8 protein-coding genes are annotated in these 12,546 nt (G+C 74.2%); 6 read left to right on the top strand and 2 right to left on the bottom strand.

The genetic code is table 11. From position 1 onward, the window contains the following. Nucleotides 1-15: 15 nt before the first annotated feature. The 3 genes from ACI1MP_RS27955 to ACI1MP_RS27945 all read left to right on the top strand — a co-directional run bounded on the left by ACI1MP_RS27955 (nucleotide 16) and on the right by ACI1MP_RS27945 (nucleotide 3,547). Complete coding sequence (locus ACI1MP_RS27955; protein WP_363473482.1) at nucleotides 16-903, top strand: aminoglycoside phosphotransferase family protein; 888 nt, start codon at nucleotides 16-18, stop codon at nucleotides 901-903. Between the two features lie 131 nt (nucleotides 904-1,034). Next, a complete protein-coding gene (locus tag ACI1MP_RS27950) occupies nucleotides 1,035-2,009 on the top strand; it encodes a polysaccharide deacetylase family protein (RefSeq protein ID WP_404869727.1) in 975 nt (324 codons plus the stop codon). Between the two features lie 89 nt (nucleotides 2,010-2,098). Continuing rightward, nucleotides 2,099-3,547: a S1 RNA-binding domain-containing protein gene (locus tag ACI1MP_RS27945; RefSeq protein ID WP_404869726.1), complete on the top strand. Its 1,449-nt coding sequence runs from the start codon at nucleotides 2,099-2,101 to the stop codon at nucleotides 3,545-3,547. Between the two features lie 21 nt (nucleotides 3,548-3,568). Here the strand turns inward: ACI1MP_RS27945 and ACI1MP_RS27940 are convergent, their stop codons facing one another. Together ACI1MP_RS27940 and ACI1MP_RS27935 are read right to left on the bottom strand one after the other, a co-directional pair. Then, complete coding sequence (locus tag ACI1MP_RS27940) at nucleotides 3,569-4,273, bottom strand: exonuclease domain-containing protein (protein WP_380343336.1); 705 nt, start codon at nucleotides 4,271-4,273, stop codon at nucleotides 3,569-3,571. Nucleotides 4,274-4,376: 103 nt separating this feature from the next. Further along, nucleotides 4,377-5,627, bottom strand: a complete 1,251-nt coding sequence (locus ACI1MP_RS27935) for an SAV2148 family HEPN domain-containing protein (RefSeq protein WP_404869725.1) — start codon at nucleotides 5,625-5,627, stop codon at nucleotides 4,377-4,379. A 437-nt stretch (nucleotides 5,628-6,064) separates the two neighbouring features. On the opposite strand from ACI1MP_RS27935, the gene glgX reads away from it, so the two are divergent. From glgX to treZ, 3 genes are all read left to right on the top strand, one after another. After that, nucleotides 6,065-8,188, top strand: coding sequence for a glycogen debranching protein GlgX (gene glgX, locus ACI1MP_RS27930; protein WP_100586935.1), 2,124 nt, complete (start codon nucleotides 6,065-6,067; stop codon nucleotides 8,186-8,188). A gap of 220 nt (nucleotides 8,189-8,408) precedes the next feature. Beyond that, complete coding sequence (treY, locus tag ACI1MP_RS27925; protein ID WP_404869724.1) at nucleotides 8,409-10,799, top strand: malto-oligosyltrehalose synthase; 2,391 nt, start codon at nucleotides 8,409-8,411, stop codon at nucleotides 10,797-10,799. Beyond that, nucleotides 10,799-12,532: a malto-oligosyltrehalose trehalohydrolase gene (gene treZ, locus ACI1MP_RS27920; protein WP_404869723.1), complete on the top strand. Its 1,734-nt coding sequence runs from the start codon at nucleotides 10,799-10,801 to the stop codon at nucleotides 12,530-12,532. Before treY ends, treZ begins: the two co-directional genes overlap by 1 nt. Nucleotides 12,533-12,546: the final 14 nt, after the last annotated feature.

Raw genomic sequence — 12,546 nt, 5'->3', positions numbered from 1 at the left:
GCCGACAATGAGCAGGTGATCTTCGACGAATCGGGGGCCCAGGCCCTCCTGCAGCAGGCGTGCGCCCCGGCCGGCATCGACCCGGCCGGGGCCACGCTCATCTCGCTCGGCCAGAACGCCGTCTTCGACCTGCCAGAGCTCGGCCTGGTCGCCAAGGTCGGCCGCACCCCCGGCTCGGCCGACCGCGCCGCCCGCGAACTCGCGCTGGCCGGTTGGCTGGACGGCGCGGGCGTGCCGGTGGTCCGCCCGGCCGACCCCGTCGTGCACCTCGCCCAGGAGCACCCCGTCACGCTGTGGCACCGGCTGGAGCCCGCCGTCCGCCCGGCCCGCCCCGCCGACCTCGCCCCGCTGCTGCGCGCCCTGCACGCCCTGCCCGCGGAGCCCGCGCCGCCGGCGCCGCTCGGTCGGCGCGACCTGCTCGCCCCGGTGGACAGCTGGCTGGCGACCGCGGAGGGTCACATCGATCCGGCGGACGCCGCCTTCCTCCGTGACCGGAAAGAGACCTTTGTCACCGCTATTTCCGAATTGACCCCTTATCTCCCGTTCGGCCCGATCCACGGCGACGCCCTGCCCCGCAACGTGCACATCACCCCCGCCGGCCCGGTGCTGCTCGACCTGGAGTACATGGCCTCGGACCTGCGCGAGCACGACCTGGTGGTGCTGGCGCTCAGTCAGGACCGGTACGGCGTACCGGCCGAGGAGGTCGCGGCGTTCAACACGGCCTACGGGTGGGACGTCCGGGAGTGGCCGGGATTCGCGGTGCTGCGCGGCGCGCGGGAGACCGCGAGCGCCGCCTGGGTGGCCCAGCAGACGGCCGGAAACCCGTCCGCCCGGGCCGAGTTCCGTCGCCGCGTCGACTCGCTGCGTGACGGCGAGGCGGCAGTACGCTGGTTCGCGTTCTGACCGCTCCGTTCGGTGCCCGCCCTGTGGCGCAGCGCACACCCGGACGGAACCACCTCGTTCGTGCCCGGCGTCGTATCCCACCAGACGCCCCGCCGCATCGGCGGCCGCGGTACGACGTCAGGAGTCGTTCCATGGTGAAGTCCCGCATATCCGCCCGTCGTCGTCCTCTTCTCCTCGGCGTGTCCGCCGCACTGCTCGCCCCGGCCCTGCTGGCGGCGTGCGGTGCGCACGGCTCCCCCCTCGCGGCGGGGGACGCCGCGCAGCCCTCGGCGACGCCGAGCGCGAGCACGACGCCGAGCGGGAGCGGGAGCTCCTCGATCGCGGCCCGGCCGACCCCGAGCGGGGTCTCCTCGTCCCCGTTCGACTCGCCGAGCCGGACTCCGAGCGGCGCCGGGTCGACAGCAGCGACCACCACGCCGTCCGCGCCGGCGACCGGCGCCACCACCCCGTCCGCACCGGGCTCCGGCGCCTCGAGGCCGGCCGGCGGGCAGCACACCCCCGCCCCGGCGACGCACGTGCTGGCGCACACCGCCTCGAGCGGCAGGACCGTGGCGCTGACCTTCGACGACGGCCCGGGCCCGGCCACCGGCCAGGTGCTGGACCTGCTGGCGAAGTACGACGCGAAGGCGACGTTCTGCGAGATCGGCGACAACGCGAAGGCGAACCCGGCGGCGGTCAAGCGGATCGTCGCCGAGGGCCACCGCCTGTGCGACCACACCGTCGACCACCCGCAGCCGATGCACACCCAGTCGCACCAGCAGCAGGTGGCGGAGATCGCCGACGCCAAGACGCAGATCGAGAACGCCGCGGGCGGCAACGCGCAGATCACCTGGTGGCGCGCCCCGGGCGGCGACTTCACGGCCGAGAACGAGAAGATCGGCGCCGACCAGGGCATGAAGTCCCTCGGCTGGTCGGTCGACCCGCGCGACTGGTCCCGCCCGGGCGTGCAGTCGATCGTCAACACCGTGGAGCAGAACCTCCGCCCGGGCAGCGTGGTGCTGATGCACGACGGCGGCGGCGACCGCAGCCAGACCGTGGCGGCGCTGAAGCAGCTGCTGCCGTGGATGGTGGCGCAGGGCTACACTTTCGACTTCCCGCAGTCCTGACCGGCCGTTCGGCCGTGGCGTCCTGACGGCCTGTCGGGACGCCGCCGAGGTCGCGCGGGCCACCGCCCGCCGACCGACCCGGGAGCAGCGTGCCGAAGTTCGTGCACCGCGTCACCAAGTACGACCCCGCCAACCGCGACGAGCGCGGCCACTACCTGGCCGACGACGACGTCGACAGCGACCGCGGGCCGATCGAGGCGGCCTACCTGCAGGCCGTGGTCGCGTTCGCCGAGGAGTGCTGCGTCGACCGGCTGTCCGTCCGCGACCCGGGGGCGTTCCTGCTCGAACCCGACGAGGACGGGATGCGCCTGGAGGACCTGTTCCCGAGCATGTGGGACTTCCACGACGGCGCGGAGGTCCCGCTGGAGGTCGCGCTGGAGCTGGTGCGGATGATGCTCCGCGGCGACGAGGGCTGGTGCCTGCTGGAGGCCGGCGACGAGTTCTTCGTGCACATCGGCTACGACCAGTACATGTACATCGGCACCGACCGGCCGTGCGAGCGCGCCGCGGCCCGCGCCCGCCGGCTCGGCCTGTTCCCGGAGCCGATTCCGGAGTCGCCCTACTCGGAGGAGCCCGAGGAGCCGGACGGCCCGCAGCGGCCCGCCGACGGGGAGTTCTGGGCGCGGGTGCACTGGTTGGTCGCCTCGGGGCAGGCCGGTGTCCTGGAGGAGTCGCCCATCCAGAACGTCTCCCGTTGGCACCGCCTGACACCCGACACCGTCGACGCGGTGCGCGCGGGGCTCGCGCCGCGCGCGATGCTGACGGTCTGGCCGCCGCTGTCCACCGACGTGGCGGCCGTGCTGGCCTCGGTCCCCGAGGACGGCCAGGTGGAGTTCGTCCGCGCGGACGCTGCGGGCACGATCACCGGCGTCCGTGTGGACGGGGAGCAGCGCGAGGAGTTGGCGGCCCTGGCGGCGGGCGCACGGGCCGCCGCCGCGCTGCCGACCACGGTCGACGAGCACCGGCCGCTGTCCGCCGCGGTGCTGCCCGACCCGGACGGCGTCCTGCGGGCCCGTTGGCGCACCATCTGGTCGCCGTGCGACCGGACTTGGGCGTTCCTGAACGCGCTGCGCCCGGGGCAGGCCGTCACCGGCACGGTCACCGGGATCGCCGACACCGTCACCTTCGTGGACGTCGATGGCTTCACCGCCCGGATCCGACAGCCGGAGCTGTCCTGGCGGTGGATCTGCGACCCGTCGGCCGTCGTCGCGGTGGGCCGGCAGGTCACGGCCGCGGTGCTCGGCGCCGACCTGGTGCGCGAGGAACTGTATCTGTCACTGAAGGCCCTTCAGGACAATCCGCTCACGCAACTGGCCGATCGCGTCGGAGAGTTGGTGGACGGCGTGGTGACGAAGGTGGTGCCGTTCGGCGTCTTCGTCCGGATCGAGGACCGGCCGGACGGTCTCGAAGGGCTGGTCCCCACGGCCGAGTCGGCCGGGGAGGCCGTTCAGGTCGGCGACCCGCTGACCGTGCGGATCACCGAGGTCGACCTGGCCCGGCAGCGGTTCGTGTTGTCCCGCCGCCGGGCGCTCGACTGATCGGCAGCCGCGAAACCGTCCTCAGGACGCCGCCTTGAGCGGCCAGCGCGGGTCGACCGTGGCGGCCGGGTCCTTGCGGCGCAGCCAGGCCTGCAGGTCGGTGGCCCAGGTGCGGTACCAGTCGATCTGCCGCCGGTGGAGTTCGTCCAGCGGCAGGTCGCCGGCCTGGGGGTAGCGGTGGCCGAGGGCGACGGCGACCCGGACGGCGGCGAGCGCGTCGCTGCCGGCCTCGTGGGCGTCGTGGAGTTCGACCCCGTAGACCTCGCAGACCCGCTGCAGGGTGCGGGAGCCCTTGCGGTACTTGTCGAGGGCGCGGTCGACCACCATGGCGTCGACCACGGGGGTGACCGGCCCGCCGAGGCGGTCGGCGAGGGTGGGGCGGCCGTGGCGGCGCAGTTCGGCGTCGAGCAGCGACAGGTCGTAGGGGGCGTTGAAGGCGACCACGGGCCGGCCGGCGGCGAGCCGCTGGTGCAGGGCGCGGGCGATCTCCTCGACGGCTTCGGCGGCCGCCCGGCCGTGGGTGCGGGCCTCGGTATCGGTGATGCCGTGGATGGCGGTGGCCTCGGCGGGTATCGGGACGCCGGGGTCGATCAGCCAGTTGGTGGCCCCTTCGACACGGCCGCCGAGGGTGTCGACCACGGCGGCGGTGACGATCCGGGACTCCTCCGGGTCGGTGCCGGTGGTCTCCAGGTCGAAACCGGTGAGCGGCCCCTTCCACCAGGTCATGGGGTGTGTCCTTCCGTCGGCACTGCCAAGACGCGGACCATCATCGCCTGCCGCTGTGACAGCGCCGACGGCGCGTCCGCTCCACGGGGCGCGATCCTGCTGGTCAGGACACCGCGCGGGAGTCTCCCCAGAGGTCCTCGAACTCCTCCCGGTAGACCTCCAGCAGGCCGGGTTCGGTGCCGCCGGCCTCCTGTCCGGCGCCGCCGCGCAGCACCAGGGCGGGCGATTCGATGCCGCGGGCCCGGCGCAGGTAGGGCTGGACGACGCCGAGGTCGGTGGAGCGCCGGCGTCCGCCCACGCCGGTGGTCCGCGGGCCCTCGACCAGGTAGGCGGTGAACCGGGGCAGTTCGTCGAACACCCGGATCTCGAAGCTGCCGGGGTCGCGCAGCCGGGCCCTCACCCGGCGCACGTGCATGATGTTCATCTCCACCGATCGGCCCAACTCGCCACGTCCGATGCCGAGTTCGCGTTCGCGGCGGCGCACCGCGCTGCTCGCCGGGTTGAGGAAGAGTAGCCGCACCCGGCAGCCGTCGGTGGCGAGCCGCACCAGTCGCTTGCCGGTGTAGTTCTGGCAGAGCATGCCGAGGCCGATGCCGACCGCGTCGAGCCGCCGGGCGCCGTCGAGCAGGTCCTCGACGGGCAGGTCGCGCTGCAGGCGGACCCGGTCGGGGTGGACGGCGACCACGTCGGAGTAGCGGCCGGCGACGAGTTCCTCGACGACGTCGGCGGGCACCCCGCCGAGCGTGCCGTCGAGCACGGCGAGCAGGCGGGCGGCGGCCCGTTCGGTCTGGTCGAGGACGGTCTGGGTGAGCGCCCGGTTGCGGGAGACCACGTGCCGGGCGACCTCGAGTTCGTCGAGGGCGAGCTCGACCTCGCGGCGGTCCACCAGGTGGGGTTCGAAGCACGGCCAGTGCTGGACCATGAGTTCGCGCAGCTGCGGCAGGGTGAGGAAGACCAGCGGGTCGTCGTCGACGGGGTCGAGCAGGTAGCCCTTGCGGCGGGAGACCTCGCGGACGGCGGCGGCCCGGTGCACCCACTCCTCGCCGACCGGTCCGGCGGCGGCGGTGACCCACTCCTCGCCGTGCACGGGCGCGTAGACGGGGCGCAGCACTTCGTGGACCAGGGCGCGCATCCGCTGTTCGACCAGGTTGAGCCAGACGTAGGCGCGGCCGGCCAGCCGGACCCGGCGGTAGGCGTCCTCCCACTGGTCGGCGGCCCAGGCGGGCGGCGCGCCCTCGACGGGGCCGCCCTGCGCGGGCAGCGATCCGCGGCCGCCGGTGCGGACGACCAGCGTCGGGGCCTCGCTGCCGCCGGCCCGCGGGTCGGGTCCGTCGCCGTCGGCGGGGAACGCCATCCGCCACCTCACCTCTCGCCCGCCGCCCGCCGACTGACGGGCTGTCCGCTGACTCGGTCCACCATGACGGCCCCTGGTCGCCGGCCGCACACGGGCCCGGGGTTCTCGCGGTCCGGACGATCAAGGGTATCGCCCTCGGTGGCCGCGACACAGCCCTCTTGACAGCACGCACCGCGGCGCGCACCGCGGCGGCCGACGGTCCGTCACGGCCCGGCCACGGCGGGCTGTCCGGCCCGGAAGCCGGGACACCCGTCCGGGCGAACAACGGGCGAATGGAGGCGGATGGACGCCGGGTTCGGCCGTCCGGCGAGGAGTATGCGGATGTGCGGTGCGTCACGCCCGTCGCGCCACTGACGCCCGCACATGCTCGGGCGCTCCACCGGGTGACCACCCGTGGGAGCGCCGATTGGCGTCTGGCACGGGGAAGTTGAGGACACATGCAGGTCTGGCCGGGGCAGCCCTACCCGCTCGGCGCCACCTACGACGGCGCGGGCACCAACTTCGCGGTGTTCTCCGAGAGCGCGGACCGGATCGAGCTCTGCCTGATCGCCGAGGACGGCTCGGAGACGGCGGTCGAACTGCGCGAGACCGACGCCTTCGTGCGGCACGCGTACCTGCCGGGCGTCCAGCCGGGCCAGCGCTACGGGTTCCGGGTGCACGGCCCGTTCCAGCCCGGGCTGGGTCTGCGGCACAACGCGTCGAAGCTGCTGCTGGACCCGTACGCGAAGGCGATGAGCGGCCACATCGACTGGGACGAGTCGGTGTACGGCTACCACTTCGGCGCGCCCGAGCGCCGCAACGACCTGGATTCGGCGCCGCACACCATGCACTCGGTGGTGATCAACCCGTACTTCGACTGGGGCACCGACCGGCCGCCGCGCACCGACTACCACCGCACCGTGGTGTACGAGGCGCACGTCAAGGGCCTGACCAGGCGGCACCCGGGCATCCCGGAGGAGATCCGCGGCACCTACGCGGGCCTGGCGCACCCGGCGGTGATCGAGCACCTGGCGAAGCTGGGCGTGACGGCGATCGAGCTGATGCCGGTGCACCAGTTCGTCCGCGACCACCGGCTGCGGGACCTGGGGCTGTCCAACTACTGGGGCTACAACACGATCGGCTTCTTCGCCCCGCACTCCTCGTACTCCTCGACGGGCGACCGCGGGCACCAGGTGCAGGAGTTCAAGTCGATGGTGAAGGCGCTGCACGCGGCGGGCATCGAGGTGATCCTCGACGTGGTGTACAACCACACCGCGGAGGGCAGCCACCTCGGGCCGACGCTGTCCTTCCGCGGCCTGGACAACGCCTCGTACTACCGGCTGGCGAAGGACCAGCGGTTCTACGAGGACACTACCGGCACCGGCAACTCGCTGCTGATGCGCTCCCCGCACGTGCTCCAGATGATCATGGATTCGCTGCGCTACTGGGTCACCGAGATGCACGTGGACGGGTTCCGCTTCGACCTGGCGGCGACGCTGGCCCGGCAGTTCCACGAGGTGGACCGGCTGTCCTCGTTCTTCGACCTGGTCCAGCAGGACCCGGTGGTCTCGCAGGCCAAGCTGATCGCCGAGCCGTGGGACCTCGGCGAGGGCGGCTACCAGGTCGGCAACTTCCCGCCGCTGTGGACCGAGTGGAACGGCAAGTACCGCGACACCGTCCGCGACTTCTGGCGCGGCGAGCCCGCGACCCTGGCCGAGTTCGGCTCCCGGCTGACCGGCTCCTCCGACCTGTACCAGGACGACGGCCGCCGCCCGATCGCCTCGATCAACTTCGTCACCTGCCACGACGGCTTCACGCTGCGCGACCTGGTGTCGTACAACGACAAGCACAACGAGGCCAACCGGGAGGACAACCGGGACGGCGAGTCCTTCAACCGCTCGTGGAACTGCGGCGCGGAGGGCGACACCACCGACCCGGGCGTGCTGGAGCTGCGAGCCCGCCAGCAGCGCAACTTCATCGCCACCCTGATGCTCTCCCAGGGCGTGCCGATGCTCTCCCACGGCGACGAGCTGGGCCGCACCCAGCACGGCAACAACAACGCCTACTGCCAGGACTCCGGGCTGACCTGGGTGGCCTGGCCGAGCCGGGAGGGCGAGCCGGCGGACAGCCGGCTGCTGGAGTTCACCCAGGGCATGATCTGGCTGCGCCGCGACCACCCGGTCTTCCGCCGCCGCCGGTTCTTCCACGGCCGCCCGGTCTCCGGCACCCACGACGCGCTGACCGACATCGCCTGGTTCACCCCGGGCGGCGAGGAGATGACCGATCCGGACTGGTCGACCTCGTACGCGAAGTCGCTGACGGTCTTCCTGAACGGCAACGCCATCTCCGAGCCGGACCGGCGCGGCGGCAAGATCGTCGACGATTCGTTCCTGCTGATGTTCAACGCCCACTCGGAGCCGATCGCCTTCACCGTCCCGGCCGGCCACGGCGAGGCCTGGCAGATCGTCGTCGACACCTCGCTGCCCGCCCTCCCCGCGCCCGGCACCGGCCCGCGCGCCAAGGCCGGCGACACCCTGCACCTGCCGGACCGCTCCTTGCTGGTGCTGCAGCGACCGGCCTAGGGCCTGTCTTCGAACCCGCGCCGCAGCCCCGCGGCGTCCGGTGCGTGCTCTCGGCGTGCCGGGTGGAAGGCCTCGTACTGGGTGTACTCGGTCTTTCGCCCGGTGCGGCGAGAGTGCGTGCCAGGGGGCGTGGGGCAGGCGGGGGTTCGAAGACAGGCCCTGGCACCCCGTTCGGGGCAATGGGCGGTAGGCACGGGGCGGTCCGGGTAGGGATGCGGCTATGACGTCAGTCGCCGCGCGCCCTTCGACGGCCCGCTTCCCGACGGCCACCTACCGGCTCCAGTTGCAGCCGGAGTTCACCCTGCACGACGCCCGCCGGGCGGTGCCGTACCTGGCGGCGCTCGGCGTCTCGCACCTGCACCTGTCGCCGCTGCTGGAGGCGGTGCCGGGCTCCACGCACGGCTACGACACGGTCGACCACGGCCGGGTCGCGGAGCAGCTGGGCGGCGAGCAGGCGCTGCGCGAGCTCTCGGCGCAGGCGCGGCGGCACGGCCTCGGCCTGATCGCGGACGTGGTGCCCAACCACATGGCGCTGCCGGTGCCGGAGCAGCTGAACCGGCCGCTGTGGCAGGTGCTGGCGAACGGCCCCGACGACCCGTTCGCCGCCTGGTTCGACATCGACTGGACGGCCCAGTCGGGCCCGGTCGACGCCCCCGGGCGCGGCCGCCTGCTGCTGCCGCTGCTCGGCGGCCGCCTCGGCGCGGAGCTCGGCGCGCTGACGGTGGACGGCGAGGTGCTGCGCTACCACGAGCACGAGTTCCCGCTGCGCCCCGGCACCGCGCACCTGCCGCTGCCGGAGCTGCTGGACCGCCAGTGGTACCGCCTCGCCTGGTGGAAGCTGGCCGACGAGCAGATCAACTACCGGCGGTTCTTCACCGTGAACGAGCTGATCGCGGTGCGGATGGAAGTCCCGGAGGTGTTCGAGGCGACGCACGCGGTGCTGCTGCGGCTGCACCGCGAGGGCGTCCTGGACGGCTTCCGGATCGACCACCCCGACGGGCTGGCCGACCCCCGCGGCTACCTGCGGCGCCTCGCGGAGGCCACCGGCGGCGCGTACACGGTGGTGGAGAAGATCCTCACCGGCGAGGAGCGGCTGCCCGCCGACTGGCCGTGCGCGGGCACCACCGGCTACGACGCGCTGCGCCGGATCGACGGCGTGCTGACCGACCACCTGGGCGCGGAACGGCTGACGATCGCCTACCGGCGCGACGTCGGCGACCGGGCGGACGCGGCGGCGTCGGCGCTGATCGGCCGGGCCGAGATGGTGTCGCCGGACGGCGCGCTGTCCGCGGAGACCGACCGGCTGGTGCGCCTGGTGGAGCGGATCTGCGCGGACGGCCCGGAGCTGGCCGACCACTCGCCGCTGGCGGTGCGCCGGGCGCTGGAGGGCCTGCTCACCGAGTACCCGGTGTACCGCCCGTACGTGGTGCCGGGCGAGCCGGCCCCGGCCGAGGCCGCCGAGGCGCTCGCCCCGCCCGAGGGCGCGTCGGACACCGAGCTGCTGGTGCGCCGCCTCGCGCTCGGCGCGCTGGGCCGCTCCCCCGCGAAGGACGAGTTCTGCCACCGCTTCGGCCAGACCGCCTCCGCGGTGGCGGCCAAGGGCGTGGAGGACACCGCGTTCTACCGGTTCAACGCGCTGCTGTCGCTGAACGAGGTCGGCGGCCTGCCGGAGCACCCGGGCGTCGCCCCGGCGGACTTCCACCGCTGGTGCGAGCAGCAGGAGCAGCACTGGCCGCACGCGATGACGGCGCTGTCCACGCACGACACCAAGCGCAGCGCGGACGCCCGGGCCCGGCTCGCGGTGCTGGCGGAGCTGCCGGAGGCGTGGGCGGCGGAGTGCGCGGCGTGGACGGTGGCGGCCGGGCCGTGCCCGGACCGGGCCTCGGCGTGGCTGCTGTGGCAGACCCTGCTGGCGGCGTGGCCGCTGACCGAGGAGCGGCTGCTGGGCGTGGTGCTGAAGTCGGTGCGGGAGGCGAAGCGCCGCACCTCGTGGACGGCGCCGGACGAGGTGTTCGAGCAGCGGCTCGCCCAGTACGTGCGGGACGCGCTGGCCAATCCGGGGCTGTGCCCGCGGATCGCCGGGTTCGTCGGCATGCTGGAGCCGTTCGCCCGGGTGAACTCGCTGTCGGCAGCGCTGCTGCACCTGCTGGCGCCGGGCGTGCCGGACGTGTTCCAGGGCGGCGAGGAGCCGCTGTACACGCTGGTCGACCCGGACAACCGGGCCCCGGTGGACCTGGACGCGCTGGCGGTGCGGCTGACCGACGCGGCCGCGCCGCGCCCCGGCGACCTGGCCCGGGAGAAGCTGCACCTGACCACCACCGCCCTGCACCTGCGCCGCGAGGGCCCGCTGGGCGCCTACCGCCCGCTGACGGGGATCGGCCCGGCGGCCGAGCACCTGGTGGCGTTCGCCCGCGGCCGGCAGGTGGTGGGGGCGGCGACCCGGCTGCCGTACGGGCTGCTCCGGTCGGGCGGCTGGCGCGGCACCCTGCTGGAGCTGCCGCCGGGCCGCTGGACGGACCGGTTGACGGGCCGTCGCTTCACCGGCGGGGCGGTCGAACTGGCGTATCTGTTCCAGCAGGTGCCGGTGGCGCTGCTGGTGAAGGGGGCGTGATGCGGTACCGGGTGTGGGCGCCGGAGGCCAGGGTGGTCGAGGTGGAGGTCGGGGCGATCCCGTACCTGCTGGAGCGCGACCCGGCGCAGCCGGGCTGGTGGCACGGGGACGGCCCGGACGGCGACTACGGCTTCCGGCTGAACGGCGGCCCGGCGCTGCCCGATCCGCGCTCGCCCCGCCAGCCGTCCGGCCCGGACGGGCTGAGCCGCCCCGTCGACCACGCCGCGTTCGACTGGTCGGGGACGGCCTGGCGGGGCCGCCCGCTGCCGGGCGCGGTGGTGTACGAGCTGCACGTGGGCACCTTCACCGCCGAGGGCACCTTCGACGGGGCCGCCGCCCGCCTCGACCACCTGGTCGAACTCGGCGTGGACTTCGTCGAGTTGATGCCCGTCTGCCCGTTCCCGGGCCGGCACGGCTGGGGATACGACGGGGTGTCGCCGTGGGCGGTCCACGAGCCGTACGGCGGCCCGGACGGGCTGAAGCGCTTCGTGGACGCGGCGCACCTGCGCGGCCTCGGCGTGATCCTCGACGTGGTGCACAACCACCTCGGCCCGTCCGGCAATTACCTGCCCCGGTTCGGCCCGTACTTCACCGACCGGCACCGGACACCGTGGGGCGCGGCGGTGAACCTGGACGCGCCGGGCTCGGACGAGGTCCGGGCGTACCTGATCGGCAGCGCGCTGGCCTGGCTGCGCGACTACCGGATCGACGGGCTGCGGCTGGACGCGGTGCACGCGCTGGCGGACGACCGGGCGCTGCCGTTCCTGGAGGAACTCGCGGCCGCCGTCGAGGAGTTGGCGGAGGCCACCGGCCGCCCGCTGTTCCTGGTCGCCGAGTCGGACCTGAACGATCCGCGGACCACCGCGCCCCGGCAGGCCGGCGGGCTGGGGCTGACCGCGCAGTGGAGCGACGACTTCCACCACGCGCTGCACGCGCTGCTGACCGGCGAGAGCCAGGGCTACTACGCGGACTTCGCGGCCGACCCGTGGGCGGCGCTCGCCAAGACCCTCACCCGCGGCTTCTTCCACGACGGCAGCCGGTCCTCGTTCCGGGGCCGCTCGCACGGCCGCCCGTTCCCGTCGGCCTACGGGCACCGGCTGCTGGGCTACGCGCAGACCCACGACCAGATCGGGAACCGGGCCACCGGCGACCGGTTGTCGGCGTCGCTGCCGCCCGGCCGGCTGGCCGCCGCGGCGGCCCTCGTGCTCACCTCGCCCTTCACGCCGATGCTGTTCATGGGCGAGGAGTGGGGGGCGTCCACCCCCTGGCAGTACTTCACCGACCACACCGACCCGCAGCTCGCCGAGGCCGTCCGGCAGGGCCGGCGTCGGGAGTTCGCCGAGCACGGCTGGCGCGCCGAGGACGTCCCCGATCCGCAGGACGCGGCCACCGTCCGCGCCTCCACTCTGGACTGGTCCGAGCCGGGCCGCGCCCCGCACGCCGAACTTCTCGCCTGGCACCGGGAGTTGATCCGGCTGCGGCGCGCCGCGCCCGAGCTGGCGGCCGGCGACCTGGCGGCGGTGCGGGTGCGGCACGATGCGGCGGAGGGCTGGCTGGCCGTGCACCGGGGCCGCTACCGGGTGCTGGCCAGGCTCGGCGGCGAGCAGCCCGCCGCCGTCCCGCTGGAGGGCGAACTCGCCGCCCTGGAGGCCTCGTTCGGCGAGGTGAAGGCCGGGGCGAACGGTGCGGTGCTGCTCGGGCCGGACGCGGTGGCGGTGCTGCGCACGGCCTGACTCACCCGGGCCGG

Origin of the sequence: Kitasatospora griseola, assembly GCF_044999035.1 — a bacterium.
Classification (GTDB): domain Bacteria; phylum Actinomycetota; class Actinomycetes; order Streptomycetales; family Streptomycetaceae; genus Kitasatospora; species Kitasatospora griseola.
This window is presented reverse-complemented; position numbering and strand designations above follow the sequence as displayed.